The organism is Leptolyngbya sp. AN10, assembly GCF_050565645.1.
Taxonomy (GTDB): Bacteria; Cyanobacteriota; Cyanobacteriia; order Leptolyngbyales; family Leptolyngbyaceae; genus Leptolyngbya.
In genome coordinates this window covers 114,509-134,666 of sequence record NZ_JBNXVP010000002.1, presented here as the reverse complement: position 1 = coordinate 134,666, position 20,158 = coordinate 114,509, and the positions used below count along the sequence as shown (strand labels likewise).

17 protein-coding genes are annotated in these 20,158 nt (G+C 47.3%); 7 read left to right on the top strand and 10 right to left on the bottom strand.

All coding sequences use genetic code 11. The features are described from left to right. Nucleotides 1-123: 123 nt before the first annotated feature. Nucleotides 124-1,536: an ATP-binding protein gene (locus tag ACQ4M5_RS03525; RefSeq protein WP_430674217.1), complete on the bottom strand. Its 1,413-nt coding sequence runs from the start codon at nucleotides 1,534-1,536 to the stop codon at nucleotides 124-126. Between the two features lie 333 nt (nucleotides 1,537-1,869). On the opposite strand from ACQ4M5_RS03525, the gene ACQ4M5_RS03520 reads away from it, so the two are divergent. Then, the gene (locus ACQ4M5_RS03520) at nucleotides 1,870-2,115 is read left to right on the top strand and encodes a hypothetical protein (RefSeq protein ID WP_430674216.1); all 246 of its coding nucleotides are present in this window, start codon (nucleotides 1,870-1,872) and stop codon (nucleotides 2,113-2,115) included. 47 nt (nucleotides 2,116-2,162) lie between these two features. On the opposite strand, the gene ACQ4M5_RS03515 is transcribed toward ACQ4M5_RS03520, so the two are convergent. The 6 genes from ACQ4M5_RS03515 to ctpB form a co-directional block, all read right to left on the bottom strand. Further along, the gene (locus ACQ4M5_RS03515) at nucleotides 2,163-3,107 is read right to left on the bottom strand and encodes a DMT family transporter (RefSeq protein WP_430674215.1); all 945 of its coding nucleotides are present in this window, start codon (nucleotides 3,105-3,107) and stop codon (nucleotides 2,163-2,165) included. Nucleotides 3,108-3,151: 44 nt separating this feature from the next. Next, nucleotides 3,152-3,790, bottom strand: a complete 639-nt coding sequence (locus ACQ4M5_RS03510; RefSeq protein ID WP_430674214.1) for a response regulator — start codon at nucleotides 3,788-3,790, stop codon at nucleotides 3,152-3,154. Continuing rightward, the gene (locus ACQ4M5_RS03505) at nucleotides 3,787-4,938 is read right to left on the bottom strand and encodes a sensor histidine kinase (protein ID WP_430674213.1); all 1,152 of its coding nucleotides are present in this window, start codon (nucleotides 4,936-4,938) and stop codon (nucleotides 3,787-3,789) included. The genes ACQ4M5_RS03510 and ACQ4M5_RS03505 overlap by 4 nt, the downstream gene beginning before the upstream one ends. 259 nt (nucleotides 4,939-5,197) lie before the next feature. Beyond that, nucleotides 5,198-5,545 (bottom strand): nitrite reductase small subunit NirD, encoded by a 348-nt coding sequence (nirD, locus tag ACQ4M5_RS03500; RefSeq protein WP_430674212.1) that lies wholly within the window; start codon nucleotides 5,543-5,545, stop codon nucleotides 5,198-5,200. Between the two features lie 32 nt (nucleotides 5,546-5,577). Beyond that, nucleotides 5,578-8,112 carry a nitrite reductase large subunit NirB gene (nirB, locus tag ACQ4M5_RS03495; RefSeq protein WP_430674211.1) on the bottom strand — a complete coding sequence of 845 codons (2,535 nt, stop codon included), beginning with the start codon at nucleotides 8,110-8,112 and terminating at the stop codon, nucleotides 5,578-5,580. Nucleotides 8,113-8,669: 557 nt separating this feature from the next. Then, nucleotides 8,670-9,992 carry a carboxyl-terminal processing protease CtpB gene (ctpB, locus tag ACQ4M5_RS03490; RefSeq protein ID WP_430674210.1) on the bottom strand — a complete coding sequence of 441 codons (1,323 nt, stop codon included), beginning with the start codon at nucleotides 9,990-9,992 and terminating at the stop codon, nucleotides 8,670-8,672. 359 nt (nucleotides 9,993-10,351) lie between these two features. On the opposite strand from ctpB, the gene ACQ4M5_RS03485 reads away from it, so the two are divergent. After that, nucleotides 10,352-11,161, top strand: a complete 810-nt coding sequence (locus ACQ4M5_RS03485) for a hypothetical protein (protein WP_430674209.1) — start codon at nucleotides 10,352-10,354, stop codon at nucleotides 11,159-11,161. Between the two features lie 109 nt (nucleotides 11,162-11,270). Beyond that, the gene (locus ACQ4M5_RS03480; protein WP_430674207.1) at nucleotides 11,271-11,567 is read left to right on the top strand and encodes a hypothetical protein; all 297 of its coding nucleotides are present in this window, start codon (nucleotides 11,271-11,273) and stop codon (nucleotides 11,565-11,567) included. Here the strand turns inward: ACQ4M5_RS03480 and ACQ4M5_RS03475 are convergent. Together ACQ4M5_RS03475 and ACQ4M5_RS03470 are read right to left on the bottom strand one after the other, a co-directional pair. Then, nucleotides 11,556-12,419, bottom strand: coding sequence for a fructosamine kinase family protein (locus ACQ4M5_RS03475; protein WP_430674206.1), 864 nt, complete (start codon nucleotides 12,417-12,419; stop codon nucleotides 11,556-11,558). The genes ACQ4M5_RS03480 and ACQ4M5_RS03475 overlap by 12 nt on opposite strands. A 3-nt stretch (nucleotides 12,420-12,422) precedes the next feature. Then, entirely contained in the window at nucleotides 12,423-13,700 is a 1,278-nt protein-coding gene (locus tag ACQ4M5_RS03470; protein WP_430674205.1) for a M16 family metallopeptidase, read from the bottom strand. Between the two features lie 156 nt (nucleotides 13,701-13,856). Here ACQ4M5_RS03470 and crtD point away from each other — a divergent pair, with 156 nt between their 5' ends. After that, on the top strand, nucleotides 13,857-15,362 hold the full coding sequence (gene crtD, locus ACQ4M5_RS03465) for a C-3',4' desaturase CrtD (RefSeq protein WP_430674204.1): 1,506 nt from the start codon (nucleotides 13,857-13,859) through the stop codon (nucleotides 15,360-15,362). Here the strand turns inward: crtD and ACQ4M5_RS03460 are convergent. Next, nucleotides 15,351-17,219: a hypothetical protein gene (locus tag ACQ4M5_RS03460; RefSeq protein ID WP_430674203.1), complete on the bottom strand. Its 1,869-nt coding sequence runs from the start codon at nucleotides 17,217-17,219 to the stop codon at nucleotides 15,351-15,353. The genes crtD and ACQ4M5_RS03460 overlap by 12 nt on opposite strands. 225 nt (nucleotides 17,220-17,444) lie before the next feature. On the opposite strand from ACQ4M5_RS03460, the gene fabG reads away from it, so the two are divergent. The 3 genes from fabG to ACQ4M5_RS03445 are packed head-to-tail and all read left to right on the top strand — an operon-like array spanning nucleotide 17,445 to nucleotide 20,154. Then, entirely contained in the window at nucleotides 17,445-18,188 is a 744-nt protein-coding gene (fabG, locus tag ACQ4M5_RS03455) for a 3-oxoacyl-[acyl-carrier-protein] reductase (protein WP_430674202.1), read from the top strand. 18 nt (nucleotides 18,189-18,206) lie between these two features. Then, a complete protein-coding gene (locus tag ACQ4M5_RS03450; RefSeq protein ID WP_430674201.1) occupies nucleotides 18,207-19,130 on the top strand; it encodes a helix-turn-helix domain-containing protein in 924 nt (307 codons plus the stop codon). A 58-nt stretch (nucleotides 19,131-19,188) separates the two neighbouring features. Beyond that, complete coding sequence (locus tag ACQ4M5_RS03445; protein ID WP_430674200.1) at nucleotides 19,189-20,154, top strand: NADPH:quinone reductase; 966 nt, start codon at nucleotides 19,189-19,191, stop codon at nucleotides 20,152-20,154. Nucleotides 20,155-20,158: the final 4 nt, after the last annotated feature.

Sequence of the window (20,158 nt, the reverse complement as noted above, 5' to 3'; positions counted from 1 at the left end):
GCCTGTACTTGCTCAATGTTGATAGCGTACTAGCAAAAATTAAACTAATTTGAATGCTAATAAAATTTCACAGATCTTTAAGTTCGTGCAGGATTGTGTAATTTTACACAATCCTGCACGAACTTAGCTCTCTTCCTGATTTCGATATAGCGGCAGCAGCACATTAAACACCGATCCTTCCCCGATTCGGCTCTTAACACTAATCGACCCGCCACAGTGTAAAAGAAGCTTCTGCACGATCGTTAATCCCAATCCCGCACCGCTCATGTCCTCATCTGTCGATTGCCGAATCCGATAAAACCGATCGAAGATTTTCGGAATATCGTTCTGGGCAATGCCAATTCCAGTATCCCGAAACTCAAGCTGGACATAATCCCCTTGCTGTTTCGCTTTCACCCAGACTTGTCCCCCACGCGGCGTAAACTTAATGCCGTTGTGCAGAAGATTAATCACAATCTGTTTTAACCAAGTCGGGAAACACGAAATCGCAGGTAAATTCTCCGGAATCGTATACGCCAATCGCACCCCTTTTTCTTCGGCTAATGGCTGATACGTACTCACCACGCCCGGAACCACATCCATTAAACTAATTGCTTGAACTGTGGTTTGTTCTGCCATTTGATCCAAACTGACTAGATCCAGCAGGCTTGTAATTAGCGAACTTTGTCGATCGCATTCCCTTACCAGCAATTCCATATACCGCTGCTTCTGGGTCGGCTTCAAGCTCGGAGAATTTAGCAATGTCAACGCTGTTTTCATATTCGTCAGCGGCGTTCTTAATTCTTGCCCGACATTGTGCAAAAACTCATCTTTTAAGCGAATCGAGCCTAGTAACTCGTCATTCTGAAGTTGGAGCAAATTCGCCATTTCAGCTTGACGACGATGCGTAGTTGCTCGTTGCCATAGATCTTCTTGACGCTGGATATGTTTAGTTAAGATTTGATTAGCTAGAACTGGATTAAACGTCTCAAATTCAGGCAGCAATTCTGACCTTGAAGCCAGCGGTTGAAGTTGCGCGATCGCAGTCCGCACAGTCACCGGATCAATCACCAGATATGCCATTAGCGCTTGTTTCTTCTCAGGCGCTTCTTCCTCGATCGACGACAGCGATTCGACTTCACGTGCTACAAGTTTCGCCCGATGTCCTACGAGCAACCCACAGAACTGTTTTGACCAAACGATGAAAAAATATTCTCTTCTTAGAGCACTATCGGGCGGCAATACGATCGAACTTGGTGAATACAAAGATTTCAACTCAGTCCCTTCTGGAACTTCGTCTGGCTGATTTTTGAAACAGAACACTTGCTGTTGGGGCGGCATCTGATCAAGATAGCGATCGAATTCGGTTTGCCATGCCTCTCCTTTCGGTAGTTTTACCCAAACTGAGGCAGGCTCACTCTGATCAATCAACAAGTCAATCAAACTACTCATCATCGCTTTGAACGTTACTGGGCTAACGTGCATTGCCAAGGCGGATGAAGTCGAACCCGCCACCAGTTCATATAAAGAAATTTCGGAAGTTACAACTGAGGTCATACCGAGGTGCTACGGAGAAAGGGTAAAGAACACTGCTATCACGATCAATACGGTGTGCCCTTTTATATCTATCCGCAATTTGAGTCAGCAAATCAAAATTTTTGACCCATTTTCAATCTATTTCTAAAAATAAACCGGAAATTACGTAGAAGAATTGATCCCGACTTGGGAATATCGATTTTCGCCTTCTCTCGATCGCAAGGCTGAAACTTTTCTATGCACAATTCAGCCTTTTTATCAATGGATTTTTAAAAAGAGCGGACATAATGTGTACATAATCGGTGCGGTTAGAGAAAACTGATCATCGAAGTCGTTTCACTGGAGAGCAAAGCAATGGCTGGACAAATGTGTTGGTTAGCGGGACTGGGTGGCGGAACGAAGATTCTCCACCTGCGCGAACAACCTCACCAACCCTGGACACCCTATACGTCGTTTCCACAGTATCGCGTCCCGGATTTGCAGATTCGCGGCGCATCCAAGGGCTGGACGACCTATCAAAAACTACGAGAAATAGGCTGGACGCTGATTGCCAGTGATCAAGCGTATGTGAAAACGGTTGCACCTGTTGAGCGGTATTAGTCAGGGACGGGTGGTGAGGGCTGTCTTTCCGTCACCCGCGTCGTTGTTTAAGAATTTTTTGGAGCCGCCACGGTTAAATAGATTCCGCCCAGTACTACAAGAAACGCGATCGCGTTTCCCAAAGTAATCGTTTGCCTAAACAACACGACTGCTAATCCTGCTGCAATCATTGGAACTGCTAACAGTGCTACTGATACTAATCCTGCTGAAAATTTCTTCAAGCTGTAAGTTAGCAATCCATGTCCTGTCACTTGAGTAATCAATGCTGCTGCTAGTACTGCTAATCCGCTTTCAATCGAAGGGGGCAACAATGAAGCACCCTTAAATAGCACTAAAGGTAGTAGTAAAAAACTCGCGATCGCGCTTTCGCCCATTGCAATTACAGGAGTTGCAAATCGAGTTCGCAATTGTTCCACGATCAAAAGTTCGATCGCGATAAATACGGCTGAACCCAGTGCTGCTACATCTCCCCAAATTGTGTCAGGATCTAAGCTCAAATCGCCTGCACCGATCGCGATCGCCCCAATTAAAGCAATCCCTAACCCGATCCAAAACTGCCGACTAAATTGCTGTTTCAGAAACAACCACCCGCCAAAAGTGGTAAAGATAGGCATCATGTGAGTGAGCAAAGTTGCATTCGCTACCTGAGTATGAGCAAGTGACCAAGCGAGTAGAACAATGAATGCAGCAAAACTAGCTCCTGCTCCTGTGAGTAATCTAACTTCACGCCAGCTAATTTTCTCGATCGACTTCTCTTCTTTTGTTGTAATCGCTCGAATGCTATTCCAAACCGTGAATACGACTGCCGCGATCGCAACTCGATCGAGTGCAACTTGATTCGCGCTCATTTCTTGCGTGGCAATTTTCATAAAAATCGATCCACTGGCTAATGCAAAGAGCGCGAACACTAACACAAGTGCAGAAAGAATCGATCGAATGCTGATATTTTGCGACCAAGAAGATTGAACCGCATCAGTGGAAGGCTGAGTCATACTTTGAGGAAATTAAGCGATCGCTGCTTTCAAAGTATACAGATTCACTTTAATAAATGCTGCTTTGCCCAGAGTGCCGCTTGAACGCGATCGCGCACTCCCAAATGACTCATAATTCGAGTGACATAGTTTCTCACGGTTCCCTCGGTCAAAAATAGTACTTGAGCAATTTCTTGATTGTTTTTACCTTGTCCGATTAAGCTCAGTACTTCAATTTCGCGATCGCTCAAAAGATCTTCGACGGCTGCTTGCGATAGTCGATCGCTGGGTTTCATTTGAGCAAACACTTTTGGCGCGATCGAGGGACCAAGCTGACTGTACCCTAGATAAACGGATCGAATCGCGATCGCAATCTGCTCGACGGGCGTATCCTTGAGCAAATAGCCTAATGCGCCTGCTTTCAAAGATTGTTCAATATACTCATCATCTTCAAACATGGTTAGCACTAGAATCCGAATCCAAGCATATCGCTGATGAATCTCACGAGTTGCAACCACGCCATCACAAATCGGCATCCTGACATCCATCAACACAACATCCGGCTGAAGTTCGCAAATTAGTGTCAGAGCTTCCTTTCCATTCGCAGCTTGCCCAACGACTTGCAAATCTGACTCAAACGAAAGCAGTTTTGCAAGATCCTGGCGGAAGATAGCTTGATCATCAACAATCAGGAGACGAATCATAGCGGAATGGTGATCTGAATTTCTGTACCGGAGCCTATCACACTCTGGATCGTGAATGTTCCGCCGAGGAGTTGTACTCGCTCTTCGATGCCTTTCAACCCAAATCCAACCTGTGGAAGTGCTGGATCGAAGCCTTGACCATTATCTATTAACTTCAGGCAGAGTTCTCGATCGTTGAACTGACTCTGCAATTTTACGATCGATGCATGAGAATGTTTTTGAACATTGATCAAACCTTCTTTCACAATACAAAACAGATGATGACGAGCAGACAAAGGAAGTACAGGTAAATGAAGCTCCCACTGAACGTTTAAATTTTGATGTCGCAATTGTTCCATCAGATGGGTGAGTGCCTGTGTTAGATCAAAATCAGACCGTCGAATAATTTGCAGCGATCGCTTAACTTCCGTAATGCTCTGACTCGCCAACAGTTTTGCCATATCTACCGCTTTTGCTGCTTCAATTGGATCGCGATCGCGCATTGCTTGAGCAACTGCAAGCCGAGTATTCAAATCTGTTAGCAGATGCCCCAACGAGTCATGAATATCACGGGCAATCCGCGTTCGTTCTAGTGTTGCAGCTAACGTCTCGACCTGTTGTGCTAACAGTTCTGCTCGATGGCGGCTTTTGCGTTCTGTCATCACTACTAAACTGAGATAAACCACAAAAGCAAGAATCGCGAAATAAGTAACCGCATATTGCAACATCCAACGAACAATCTGAAGCGAATTCGTTTGAGGCAATTGCAGCACTGTCCAGAAATACACAGCAAAATTCAGCAACGTTACTGTGATAATTGTTCTAATTAAACTTTTACGCTCTAGCAGAAAACAGCTTTTTGCAATGTAAAAATACAAGAACAAATCCCATTCCAGGCTCATCAATCGAATCGCCAACACCAACAGAAATCCGAATGCAAGATAGATTTGCTGTTGCCATCCCGATCGATGAGTTGGAAAGCTCCAACTCAGAACCAGAAACCCGCTCAGACAACCCATGATTTGCCAAAATTCAGCGATCGAGCCTTTCGATAAGGTGTCAAATCCATAGACCGAAAAGAAAGCAACAACTAAGAGCCACTCGATCGCTCGTAACGTTTTGCGAAAGGTGGAAGAGAAATTTAACACCAAATAGCTGTCTTGAGACACAGAATTGATAGAGGTTTTTTTACAATACGCGATCGCGGTACACAAAAAAATATGATCAGTGTCATCGATCGGATTACTCAAATGATGACACTGATCACTCGTTTTTAGCAGGTTGCTTGTTTACACTGCCTCTCGAAGTCTTTCCTCAAGAGGTTAAGATGCTGCGAGCCTGGTTATTAACGCTTGACGTTTTGATCCGAATTGGATTGATAAAGCTGCCTCCAGACCCCCCAGAACAAGCTTCTGATTACGATAACAATTAGCTAAAACCAACCTGAACTTGGTTCTCAATCAGTTGAACTGCAAACGTGCGAATCGTAACAGTCGAATCGTCGAAACATTCACCTGTTTTGAGATTGAAGTTCTGCTTGTAAATTGGAGATGCTACTTTCGGGATTCCATTGCGATCGCCCACAATTCCACGAGAAAGCACGAATGCTTTGCTGAATGGATCATAGTTGTCGATCGCATAAAGTTGATCTTGTCCGACTCGGAAAATCGCGACTTGTTGATCATTGACTAAAGCACAAACTCCGGTATTCGGCAGAATGTCTTCTAGGGTGCAAACAGTAATCCAAGTGGTTGCAATAGACTGGGAAAATTGCATAGTTAAATCCGGTGAAGGGTCAGAAAGTGAACTTACGATCGGGTTAATGAAAACAATTGCCGTTCATGTTCATAAATTGGGCGATGTTGTCCTCGTTCTTCGACTTGAACAATGTTCGGATCTGGATCATCTGAGTTGATGAAATGTCGGAAACGCCGGATTTTTGCCGGATCTTCGATCGTCGTTTTCCACTCGCAAGCATAGGTATTCACTTGATGTGCCATTTCTGCCTCAAGCTCTGCACAAATGCCCAACGAATCATCAATAATGACTTGCTTCAGATAGTCCATTCCACCTTCGAGCTTATTAAACCAAGTTGCAGTTCGTTCTAAGCGGTTTGCAGTGCGAATGTAGAACATTAAGAAACGATCGATATATCGAATCAATGTTTCCTTGTCCAAGTCTGCTGCAAGTAACTGTGCGTGTTGCGGCTTCATTCCACCATTGCCACAAACATACAGGTTCCAGCCTTTCTCAGTTGCAATGATACCGAAGTCTTTGCTTTGAGCTTCTGCACATTCGCGAGTACAACCCGACACCGCAGATTTGATTTTGTGCGGAGCGCGTAAGCCTCGATAGCGTAGTTCAACCTCGATCGCTAAACTGGTCGAATCTTGCACTCCAAATCGACACCAAGTGCTACCCACACAAGATTTCACAGTTCTAAGTGCTTTTCCGTAAGCATGACCCGATTCAAATCCAGCATCAATCAACTGTTTCCAAATTAGCGGTAACTGTTCAACTCTTGCACCAAATAGATCAACTCGCTGCCCGCCTGTAATCTTGGTGTACAGTCCAAATTCTTTCGCAACTTGACCTAATGCAATCAATTGATCGGGTGTGAGTTCTCCACCCGGAACACGCGGAACGACAGAGTAAGTTCCATCTCGCTGAATGTTAGCAAGGAAAGCATCATTCGTGTCTTGTAAGCCTGCGTGAGTTGGTTCGAGAATGTAATCATTCCACGCGGATGCCAGAATTGACCCGATCGCAGGTTTGCAAATTTCGCAGCCTTGACCTGTTCCATGTTGCTGAAGGAGTTGATCAAATGTTTGGATTTTCTGCGATCGCACTAAATGATAGAGTTCCTGCCGCGAATAAGCAAAATGCTCACACAAATGATTCTTAACTTCGATTCCTGCTTTCTTCAGTTCCGATTTTAGTAGGTCAGTGACTAACGGAACACATCCGCCGCAGCCTGTTCCAGCTTTAGTACATTGTTTCAAGCTACCAATATCAGTCAAGCCCTGATTCCGAATTGCATCACAAATGTCTGCTTTGGTCACATTGTTACAGGAGCAGATTTGAGCCGTATCGGGAAAGCTATCAACGCCCATCAACGCTGAGGAACTACCATTGCGCGGCGGAATGATCAAATCTTCAGGATGTGGCGGTAAAGTGATTTGATTCTGCACCAACTGAAGTAAGTTGCCATAAGCAGAAGCATCACCGACTAGAATTCCGCCTAGTAGTGTTTTTCCAGATTGATCGATAACCAGCTTTTTGTAAGTTCCTTGAATGGAATCTACGATCGCGATTTCTTTCGCTCCTGGTGTCTTCGCAAACGCATCTCCAAAACTCGCAACATCGACCCCCAACAATTTGAGCTTAGTAGACATATCCGCGCCTGTGAACTGATTCTGTCCACCACACAGATGATCCGCTGCCACAGTTGCCATCGTGTAACCCGGAGCGACTAAACCATAAATGCGATTCTGATAAAGGGCACATTCCCCGATCGCATAAATATCGGCATCCGAAGTTTGACAGTTCTCATCAATGACAATTCCACCCCGCTCCCCAACCGTCAAACCGCACGATCGAGCCATTTCATCTCTCGGGCGAATCCCCGCCGAAAACACGATCATGTCCGTTTGCACTTCCGTTCCATCCGCAAACAGCATTTTGTGAACGCGCCCATCTTCGCTCACAATTTCCGTCGTCGATTTGTTCGTGTGAACCGAAACCCCGATCGCTTCGATTTTCTGTTTCAGCAGCGCTCCACCCGCATCATCTACCTGAACAGGCATTAATCGCGGCATAAACTCCACAACGTGCGTCTCCAGCCCCAAATTCTTCAACGCATTCGCGCATTCCAATCCGAGCAGACCGCCCCCAACAACCACGCCAACTCGACATGATTGGGCGTAGGCTTCGATCGCTTCGAGATCGTCGATCGTGCGATACACAAATGTCCCTTGCGTCTCCCTGCCTTGAATCGGCGGCACAAATGGAAACGATCCGGTGGCAAGAACGAGCTTGTCATAACGAAGAGTGACACCTTGAGCAGAAGTAACGGTTTTGTCAGTGCGATCGATCTCGACTGCCTTATCCCCAACATAGACCCGAACATTATGCTTTGCATAAAAATCTGGCTCAACTAGGGACAAATCTTCTGCTGTTTTCCCCGCAAAAAATCCGCTGAGATTTACTCGATCGTAAGCCATCCGCGATTCTTCACAGAACGTGATCAAATTCCATTCCTCTGATCCGTTCTCGATCATCCGCTCCAGGAATTTGTGACCGACCATGCCATTCCCGATCACAACTAAATTTTGTTTCGTCATACAAGCTAGTCTGCCGCTGCGTTGCCAGTTTCAGCCTAGGAGATCCCATAATTCATTTTGTAACTTTGCTTACAGAATTTTTCACATTATGAGCGACTTGCATGATCACAATGCGATTTTCGGATTGTATAGCCGTACCTACTTTAGTTAGGACACTTCTAGAAAGCCCCCCAGCCCCCAAGTTTGGGGAAGCAAGCGTCTTAAAGGGTGTTTGATAAGTAATCGTTCATCGCATTCACCCGCCCGGAAATGAATCTCCGGGCTAATCAGGGGAAGCCCACTCAACTGGGCTAAGAACTTCGTATGACTCTCTTAGCCCGCTTCAGCGGGGTTTCTTCCATTAGCCCGGAGATTCATTTCTGGGCGGACTGGCAACGCAGCAAAGCCGCTTTTTATACTTCTCAAACACCCTCTTAAGCCCCCAGAATTAGAGGTTTGGGGGCGACTCCGAGGATGTCCTCATCTAAACTTCTACTGCTATGAATTCGCCACAGGAACTTCCCAACAAAAATCGATCGCTCCGAAGAACGATCGATCCTTTCATTCAATCATTAGAACTATTCGCGGGTTGCTGGCGCTTTCTGTTGAGCCGCTTGTTGCGCTCCCGGTTTTGCCAGTGCAGTCCGCTCCAAGAAATTCAGCGCTCGTGCATACTGCGGATCTTGGGGCGTTCCAATCAGCCTCGGATTGGTTGCCAAGAATTTCTGTTGAGCATCCGAGAGATCCACTTTCACGTCCGGTGTGACTCCCTTTTGGCTAATATCAGTTCCATTCGGAGTGTAGTAATGTGCGATCGTCACTGCCAATCCCGATCCATCCGAAAGCGAATGAACCGATTGCACCAGCGCTTTACCAAACGTCTGACTTCCCACAATCGTGGCGCGTTTGTTATCTTTCAGCGCTCCTGCCAAAATTTCACTCGAACTTGCCGATCGACCATCGACGATCACTGCCACGGGTAATTTCGTCAGTTGTCGTCCACGTGCATAAGCGGTATCCCCGATTCCTTGACGATTCACCGTTTTGACGATCGCGCCTTGGTTTAACCACATCCGGCTAATATCGATACTCGCTTGCAGCAATCCACCCGGATTTCCACGCAGATCGAGCACGAACGCATCAACTTTCTGATCGTTCAGGTTGCGGATCGCCCGCTCCATCTGTTCAGACGCATGACTGCTAAATTCCGACAGACGAATGTATCCGATTTTGTTCTTGCCTTCCTGTTTGACGCTGGCACGAACCGCTTGCAGTTCAATCCGCGCACGAGTCAAAGGCAGATCAAAATTCGCTGCACCTTCTCGTCCGATTTGTAAGGTAACTTTTGTTCCCGCTTCTCCACGAATCAGGTTCGAGGCATCTTCAACGCTCATGCCCTTCGTAGATTTGCCGTTAATCGCAAGAACGCGATCGCCTGTTTTGATCCCTGCCCGAATCGCTGGAGAATTCTCTAGCGGCTCAACCACGGTTAACACTTTCGTTTTTTCGTTTTGTTCGAGACGGATACCAACCCCAGAAAGCTCTCCGGAGGTTTGATTCGTCAGGGCTTCAAACTGTTTCGGGTCCATGAAGCGGGTGTAAGGATCATCCAGCTTCTTCAGCGCATCTCGGAGAGCCGTATACGCCTGTTGCCGCGAGGAATATTCTCGACCGAGCAGCGATTGTCGAACCGCTTGCCAATCATTTTTATTAAAAGTGCCATCCACATACTCGCGGTTGACAATTTGCCATGCCTCATCGAGAACAGATTTCGGGCTGTCTTGGAGAGCCGCTTTCACCGATCGATCGGCGGTCAGTACGGTTCCGGTAGCGGTCGCCGCAATGACACCACTACAGAGAGCAACTTGGAGCAGCGAAACACGTCGGGTGGGTCGATTCATTGAGTGTAGAGGAAACGAGGAGTGGACAGTTTGTAATCAAAAATCACACCTGCAAACAGGGTGACACAGATGAATTTAAATTTGACGGAAGATAAAATAATCAATGGGGTGGGGATAAGGAAAATTACTAGAACCCCAGGAACTAGCTACAAGGTACACAGTACTATTCCGGATAGCGTGACAGTTCTAGGACAGTTAATCAAGTGTCTCTGAGTATAAAACCAGCCATATAGACTACTATGACTTAGTTTCCGTCGGGTGATTGCAACCTTTAAGACAATCTAGCGGAATTTGGGCAAATTGTTCTATGGTTTCGGACTGAGTTTTATTAAGCTTCGTTAAACAAGGGGTTCTCGATCGTGATTTTGAGCGTTAAACGAGCGTGGGCGGGTTGGGTTGCACAGGGAATGATCGCATCGATCGCGCTTGCGGGCGTGATTGGCATTCAAATCGATCGGCTCAAACAACCGTCTATTTCGCTTGAAACTCCGCAACAGGCAGAACAACAGGAACGGCTGCGGCTCAATCTTCTCAGTAAGATGCCGACCTTCGGGTTTGATAATTTGATGGCGAATTGGACGTTTTTGAATTTCATTCAATATTACGGGGATACTCCTGCGCGGGAAGTGACAGGCTTTTCTCTGAGTTCTCAATATTTTGACCTGATCACGCGCCACGATCCCCGCTTTGTGGAAAGCTACTTATTTTTATCGGGAACGGTGTCGCATCAGTTAGGCAAGCCAGAACTTGCGCTGGAATTGATGAAACGCGGAACGGATGCCTTGTCTCCTCAGATTCATCCAAAAGCGTTTTCGGTGTGGCGATGGAAAGCGATGGATCAGATTCTCTTATTGGGAGATTTGCCGGGAGCCGCGAAATCGTTTGATGCAACAGCAAATTGGGCGGCTCAATCCGAGGAATACAAGCAGTTTGCGCCGAGTTTTCAGGAAACCGCAAATTTCTTGAGAACAAATCCTGATATTGGCTGGGTGCGGTTTCAGGCTTGGTCTTTAGTGTATCAAGATGCAGATGCGGCAGGAGATAAACTGACCCGCGATCGAGCAAAACGGGAGTTGCTGAAATTGGGCGCGATCGAGCGACAAAACGAGAACGGCGAGACAGTCTTTATCGCACCTAAAGAATTACAGCAACCAAAACCGCGTAAGTAGGCACTACTTAAGATTACCTAGATGGGTACTGTGGTTCGTTAACCCTGTGAACCACAATTTAAGCAGACGGGAATACTAATCAAAATCTAGTCATCTAGGAGAAATCTACATGCCGACTCAAGAAAAAGTTCGTTTGAGTATGCAAGTTGTGTTTAGCTCAATTATTCTTTGTTTCTGTTTGTTTAAGCTGTCGAATCCAAATGATAGCCAATCGAGTGCTTTGTATTGGGGTGGAGTGACGAGCGTTCTGGCTTGGTGGATGCCTTCACCGGGTGGCAGTTCCTCGCGCAATTCTGCTTCGGTTAGAGCAGATGAAGTCAACGCAGTTCACATCGAAAAGATCGAATCTGTTCCTCAAATGAATGGTGTCGAATCTGTGCCCCAAACGAACGGCTCACATAATTAACTGATCGATTATTCGGTTGGCTTGTGATTCGTAACTGCCTCCGAACAAATTAAAGTGATTCAGAATGTGATACAGGTTGTAGAGCGTTTTTCGTCTCTTGTAACCTGCATCGGTTGGATAACTCTCTTCATAGCCCCGATAAAATTCAGCGGGAAAGCCCCCAAACAATTCGGTCATCGCCAAATCTACTTCTCGATCGCCCCAGTACGTTGCTGGATCGAAGATGACAGGCTCCCCGGATTGCATCACCGCCGCATTTCCTGACCATAGATCTCCGTGAACGATCGACGGTTTCGGTTTGTGATCCGCGAGTAATTCTGGAATTTGCTCCAGTAACTTTGCGCCATTCCGAAACTGTCCCCCGTTCCGCGCTCCCAATTCAAGCTGATACCCGATGCGATACTGAGTAAAAAATTCCGTCCAGTTCGATGTCCAAGAATTGATCTGAGGCGTTGATCCGATCGTATTATTCCGTTCCCATCCGAATGCCGTTGATTTCTGATACTGGTGCATTCGAGCCAGATTCCGTCCCATGTCTGCCCAAGCTTGCGAGCTTCCCCGACCCAAATCAAGCCATTCGAGAACGATATAAGCTGAACTTTCTGAAATTCCAGTACAAATCGGTTTCGGAATTCGGATCGCTTCTGCTTCTCTCATGTGTCGTAAGCCGATCGCTTCCGCTTCAAACATGGCAAGCTGATCGGCTCGATTGAGCTTTACAAAAAATGTGAGAGTGCCATCACTGATTCGATAACCCTGATTGATGCAGCCACCACCAACCGAACGTCGATCGCGACTTTCAAACGATTGATCGATCGCTTGACTAATCTGAGCATCAATCTGAGTCCACATCGGTTATTTTCCTGGCTTCACAATCACGCAACCGTAAGCGCTCGTTGGTAAATAAGTTTGAGCCGCTTTTTGTAAATCAGCACCGGACAGCGATTGAATGTAAGTCGGATAGTTGAAAGCTGGCTCTAAGTCGCCTACCAAAGTTTGATAATAGCCGTACAAACCAGAACGATCGCTTGGAGTTTCATTGCCAAACGTGAAATGATTTGCGACTTGGGTGCGAACGCGATCGAGTTCTGACTGATTCACGAACTCGGTTTGCAAAGATTTGAGGTGAGATGCGATCGCAGCTTCGACGACATCAATATTTTCAACAGGCAGTTGAGCCGAAACGCAGAAAATTCCTTGATGACGATAGCTCATATTGCTGGCAGATACGCTCGACACCAAGCCCCGTTCTTCTCGCAGATCTTTCACGAGTCGTGCAGTGCGTCCATGTCCAAGAATGCTTGCCAATCCATCCAGCGCATAAGTCTGCTGCAAATCAGACATTCCCGGAACGCGCCACAGCATCATTAATCTCGCCTGAGTCAGACTGGGATCAATATGTTCGTGGCGAATAATTTGGGTAAACGGTTGCTCTGAGGTGGGGGAATTGATTTGTGGCTTAGAAACAGTCGGAGGGATGGGAGAAACGCTTTCCTCGACAATGCGAATCAACTCATCGACGGGGAGATTTCCAACAGCAACGGCGGTCATCGATCGAGGATGATACCATTCGGCATGAAAATCGCGCATTTGTTGAGCGCTCAGATTCTCAATCACCGAAGCAGGACCTAAAACCTGTCTGCGATACGGCAAGGTTTCAAACGCCAGTTCGCTCATGTGCTGATACGTGCGGCGGCGAGGATTGTCATTCGATCGACGAATCTCCTCCAGTACAACAAACCGTTCCCGCTCAAAGCCATCATCAGGAATTCGCGCATTCAACACCACATCCATTTGCAGCGGTGCAAGAGTCGCAAAATCTTTTGGAGCAGTCGTGATGTAATAGTGCGTGTAATCCTGACTGGTTGCGGCATTCGTCACCGCGCCACACTGTTCAATCTGTTTTTCAAATTCGCCGCTCTGGAGTCGATCGGTTCCCTTAAACACCATGTGTTCGAGAAAATGAGCCATGCCATTGATTGCATCCGATTCGACGGCTGATCCGACATTCAGCCACACGTTTAAATTCACAGCATCGACGGGAATCTGTTCAGCGATGATCGTTAAGCCATTGGCAAGACGACGGATCGTAGGCGCGTTCAGTTTTGGCGATCGAATTAGCGTTGAAGTCATGGCATCTCGTGGCGTTCTTTACCTATCTTAGTGTTGGAAAAGTCATAATTCACACTTAAAATTTGTTCACTTTCCGCAAAACTCCCCCCTTCCGGTTTATCCGCTCAGTTCCGCAATTCTCTACAATAGAGCTAGAGCGTTAAAAAATGTTAAGTGATGCAGAGCAACTCAACCCGCAAAGTGGTCGTGGTCGGTGCTGGAATCGGTGGTCTGACGGCGGCAGCGCTGCTGGCTCATCGGGGTTATGAAGTTTTAGTTTTGGATCAGGCACTGGTTCCTGGCGGTTGCGCTTCAACATTTAAACGCCAAGGATTTACGTTCGATGTCGGTGCAACTCAGGTCGCAGGCTTGGAACCGGGCGGAATTCATCATCGAATTTTCTCAGAATTAGAAATCGATCTTCCTGATGCTACCGATTGCGATCCCGCTTGTGCTGTCTTCCTTCCGGGTGAAACTGAGCCGATTCGAGTTTGGCGCGACCCGGAAAAATGGAAAGCTGAACGCCAAAAACAATTCCCTGGAAGTGAACCATTCTGGCAGTTGTTAAACAATTTATTCCGCCACAGTTGGGCGTTTCAGTCCCGCGATCCAGTTCTGCCGCCTCGGAATGTTTGGGACTTGTGGCAACTCACGAAAGCGGTTCGACCGGATACGCTGCTGACCTTGCCGCATACCTTTTCAACCGTGGGCGATGCGCTTCGGGGTTACGGATTAGGTCACGATCGACGTTTGAAAACTTTCCTCGATCTACAACTCAAACTCTATTCCCAAGTTGATACCGATGAAACGGCGCTCTTATATGCCGCGACTGCGTTGAGTGTGTCTCAGGCTCCCCAAGGATTGTTCCATCTTCAGGGCAGTATGCAGGTTTTGAGCGATCGATTAGTCGAATCTCTCAAACGCGACAATGGCAAACTCTTGATGCGGCACACGGTCGAGCAAATTCACACCGAATCCGGTCAAACGAAAGGAGTCACGATTCGCAGTCAGAAAACAGGCGAATCTTGGTTTGAACCTGCCGATCACGTGGTCGCGAATGTCACGGTGCAAAACTTAGTCGAACTGCTTGGAGAAACTGCCCCGAAAGGGTATCGTCATCGAGTCGATAAATTGCCGCCTTCATCTGGCGCATTTGTCATTTATCTGGGAGTCGATCGATCTGCGATTCCCGAAGATTGCCCACCGCATCTGCAATTTCTCTACGATTATGAAGGACCGATCGGGGAAAATAATTCGCTCTTTGTTTCGGTCAGCTACGAAGGAGACGGACGCGCTCCCACTGGAAAAGCGACGATTATTGCTTCATCGTTTACCGATACCGGAGCTTGGAAAAATACCGAAGATTATGAGGGCATGAAACAGCGATATGCCGAAGAAGCGATCGACAAATTAGGACGCTATTTCACGCTGAATCCGGATACGATCGTCTATCAAGAATCTGCAACTCCGAGAACGTTCCAACGATTCACCGCACGAGCAGACGGAATCGTGGGCGGAATTGGTCAGAGAATTCCAACCTTTGGACCGTTTGGATTTGCAAATCGAACTCCCGTTCAAAATCTTTGGCTCGTTGGAGACTCGACGCATCCGGGAGAAGGAACCGCAGGAGTCAGCTATTCTGCTTTGACTGTAGTGCGACAAATTGAGGCGTTATCGTCTTAAGCCTTGTTGCCAGAGTGGAATCAAAGTTTGAGCTTGATCGTGGGCGGGTGTACCAAGAGGGATTCTTTGAGCGATCGCAATGGCTCCACCAGGATCAGCACTCGCTTGTGACATTGCCGTTTGTAAAAGTTGCTGGCTCCACTCATTAATTAGAGATTGAGCTTCCGGGCGCATCGGACTCGCGATCGAGACTCCATCTGCTTTGCGAATCGCTTCGGCGACTGAATCAACCGTACCGCCACCTGCGATCGATCTCGCATCCTGTAAAATTTGTTCAGCCGAAGCGTTCTCTTGATTCTGAACGGTTGGATCAACAGAAGGAGAGGGAGAAGGTTGGCTGAGTGCGCGTTCTCGATCGCGGATCGATTGAAGCTGACTCGCGTACTGTCTTCGTTTATCTGCGGCTTCTCCACCCAAAGCGCGTCGCGACGAAATCCGGCTGAGAATATCGATCGCCTGTTGTAACGAATTTGCATCCCCTCGATTACCAATTTGAGTCGCTTGGTCGATCAGCGGTCGATCTTCTTGGTTTTGAATATCGCTGGTAATCCGATCGATAATCTCTTGTGCTTCTTTCGATTTCGGATTAGAACTAGAAACTTGAGAAGCAGCCTCGATCGCGGCTTGGAGATCTTCTGGTCGATTCGATTGAGACAATTGACGAGCGCGATCGAGTTGTGCCATTTCGCCTTTCTCGGCTCTCCATCGGGCGATCAGTTGTTGAGCTTTGTTGTGAGATGGGCGATCTGCGCCGATTTTTTGAGCTTCAGCGATCGCGGCATCGTAATCTTCGGGTGCTCCATTCCAGACGCGACCCATTGCATTCGCTAAGATTTCAAAATCTTCGACTTCTTTTTGCAGATTCGCAGCGGCAGGAATTTGTTTAATCACATCGAGTGCCGTGGTCAGATCTCGTCGATCGAGGGCTGCTTCTGCCAGATCCAACATTTTCTTACCCGTATCCGCAAGAACTTCTTGCGCTCTCTGGTAAACGTAACTTTGATTATTGATGCTAGAAAGAAGTTTGATTGCTTCTGAGAAGTTCTGAAGTCTACCCGATTCGATCAGATTTTTCGCCTTCGCAATCTTGGTAATATCTTCGCGAGTGACGGTGATTTTATTACTCAGTTCTTGGTACTTCGTGGTTTGCCAGAATCGATTATCAATTGATAATAATCGCCCTGCTTCGGTCAATGCCGATCGCCAATCCTCTTTTCTCAGTGCGTCTTCTGCTTTGCGATACAGCGACTCTGCCGACGACCAGATACTTCTCCAACGCTTAATCTTGCCTTCCACTTGCGTGTGAGCCGTTCCGACTTTTGGAACCTTGTTTGCGGTGTCGATCGCTTCATCCAACTTCCCGTTTTGAAACGCTTCTTCGCCTAAATCGAGAATTTCCTGTGCCCAGAGTTCGATCAATCGTTTGGTTTCGTTGTAAAGCGGATGATCGGGTGGCAGGGTTTTGACAAGCTCGATTGCTTCGAGTAAATCCTTCGTAGTGCGCTTTCCGGCGGCAATCTCAGCGCAATGAATTCTTAGAGAAGCCGAGGCAAGGGGCCAAAAGATTGATGGACAATTTGGAACGGCAGGCAGTTTGAACAGAAATGCTAGAGATAGAGCGGTTGCGCTTCCGGTGACTGCAAGTGACAGCGCAATCAACGCCCGCCAATCGCTAAAGAGCCATTTTCTCGCTTTGTGAAATCGATCGAGTGCGATCGCCATTCGACCCGGTGTTGCTTCAGGTTGAGGACGTTCTCTCACCGCTTGAGCAGAAGGTTTTGGGATCGGCGGACGATCACTCGGTCTGCTAGGCGGTTTACGGTTCCGACGATTAGGAATGCCGCGATCTCTGGTCATAGGTGAATTTGAAACTGCAAAGAGAGCGATCGACGATTTCAAGGGATCGCGCTAGAAGCCATCCTACTCCCCATTGAGGAAAAAAATAACCCCAACTTGAGCAAGTTAATCATCTTTTCAAGAAATTATGAACCGATTCGGAACGGCAAAACCTTGAATCAGGCAGAATTGCGATTCCCAATGCCGATATGATCAGATTCGCAGATTTATCACAGGTGAGAACTCATGGGCGAATTAGAGGGAAAAGTCGCGATCGTAACGGGAGCATCGCGCGGAATTGGACGGGCGACCGCGTTAGCGTTGGCGAGTGAAGGCGCGAGCGTGGTTGTGAATTATGCGAGTTCCAGTGGTGCGGCGGATGAAGTGGTGGCGATGATTACTGGAAATGGGGGAACTGCGATCGCGCTTCAAGCGGATGTTTCTAAAGTGGATCAAGTCGATGCGCTAGTCGATGGCACGATGCAGAAGTACAGCAGAGTCGATGTTTTAGTCAACAATGCTGGAATCACACGCGATACGTTGCTCTTGAGAATGAAGCCTGAAGAATGGCAAGCCGTGATCGATTTGAACCTTACCGGAGTCTTTCTTTGTACCAGGGCTGTGAGCAAAATTATGCTGAAGCAGCGGAGCGGTCGGATTGTGAATATTACTTCGGTCGCGGGACAGATGGGCAATCCAGGGCAAGCCAACTATAGTGCAGCAAAAGCAGGCGTGATCGGATTTACGAAAACGGTTGCGAAAGAATTGGCAAGTCGCGGCATTACGGTGAATGCGGTTGCACCTGGATTTATTGAAACCGATATGACGAATGATTTGAAAGCCGATGAGATTTTGAAATTTATCCCGCTGAATCGGTATGGTAAACCTGAAGAAGTGGCAGAAATGATTCGATTCTTGGCGGCTTCTCCTGCGGCGGGATATATCACCGGACAAGTGATGAATGTGGATGGTGGTATGGTGATGGCGTAGAGGTATGGGGTGGGTCAGATGATGCCCGATGAGAACCCGATCGATCTTCAAGAATCTGAATCCTCGCTGAAATTATTTCCGCGATCGCCTGTTCAACTTGCGGTTTGGCAAGACATTTTTCTGGTGCATCATCGCCAACCCGCCTGGGAAATGCCTGAGAATCATCTGGTTCAACATATTCTCAGTATTAATATCGGAGCCGACCGCAAAATTGAACGGGTGATCGATGGACAATTTCAGCAAGAACAGTTTCTTAGTGGCAATGTCGCAATCTATCCTGCTGAGGTGAACTACTCGTTACGCTGGGAAAAAGAATCTGAGTTTCTGCTGTTGGGCATTGCTCCAAATTGGTTGAGTCAAATTGCGATCGAGCTTTCCGTTCCTGAAACCGTTGAGTTGATGCCGTTACTGTCCATTCACGATCCGTTGATTCAAAATTTGGCTTTGACTTTAAAAGCTGAATTGGATTCTCCGCAGATGGGTGGAAAGCTGTTGGTTGAATCGATCGGGCAAACTTTAGCGATTCATTTACTGCGGAACTATTCGAGCCATCGAACTCAAGAGCTTCCGACTTATCACGGTCTACCAAAGTATAAGTTGCAGCAAGCGATCGACTATATTCATGACTTTCTCGATCGAGAGTTGAGCTTGGCGGATTTAGGGGCGGTTGTGCAGATGAGTCCGTTCCACTTTGCTCATTTGTTTAAAGAATCGACTGGACTTGCCCCGCACCAATTTGTGATTCGATGCCGAGTAGAACGGGCGAAAGAGCTATTGCTTCAGAGTTCTCTTAGCATTGCGGACATTGCGGCTGAAGTAGGATTTGCTAATCAAAGTCATTTAACGCGGCACTTTAAGCGGATTGTGGGGCTGACTCCGCGTGAAGCTTTGCAGAAAGCAAATGTCGATCGCAAGAACGTACAAAACCCCGCAAAAACGTAGCATCTTTTTGAGTGTCATTGGATTAATTTGCTAATAGACTTCACCCAGCAAATTTCTAATGAAAGCTATCCAAGTCCAGCAATTCGGTACACCGGATGTCCTCAAGCTCGTTGAACTTTCTGATCCGACTCCTGCACCTGGACAAGTTGTGATTCGGGTTCATGCAGCGGGAGTCAGTCCGCTTGATACGTATGTTCGAGAGCAAAGTCACGGTGCGCCAACGCCTTCATTGCCCTACATTCCAGGATTTGAAGCGGCAGGAACGATCGCATCAGTTGGCGAAGATGTGACTCGATTTAAAGTGGGCGATCGCGTTTATACCAATGTGTTTATGGGCGCGTATGCGGAATTGCTCGTGCAAGATGCGATCGCGGTTTATCCATTGCCCGATCGCGTTTCTTTTGCTCAAGGAACCGCAGCAGTGAATTCTTATCCAACGGCATACTACGCTTTGTTTAATTTGGCGAAAGCAACTCCTGATTCAACTGTATTTGTACATGGAGCGAGTGGAGCCGTGGGACTAGCAGCGGTTCAGATTGCTCATGCAGCCGGAATGAAAGTAGTCGGTAGTGCAGGCAGTACTCAGGGAATGCAGTTAGTTGAGCAAGAAGGTGCAATGCTGGCAGTGAATCATCGAGAGCCAGACTATTTGCAGAAGGCACTTGAATTCACTAACGGCAAAGGATTCGATGTGATTCTAGAAATGAATGCGACTCAGAAACTTGCAGACGATGTTGGGCTGGTTGCGCCGTTTGGTCGAATTATTGTGATTGGTGGAACAGATGGAGCCGTCACATTCGATCCAACCCCGATTTTGTGGAAAGGTGCAAGCATTATTGGACTGTATATCGGGTTGGCATCTCCACAAGAACAAACGGAGATTCATGCGGCGATTTATGCAGGATTGGAGAACGGATCGCTACGTCCGCAAGTTGCAGAAGAATTCTCGATCGACCAATCTTCTCTTGCTCACGAAACGGTGAGAACGGCTCGAAGTGCTGGAAAAGTTGCCCTCGTATTTTAGGTGG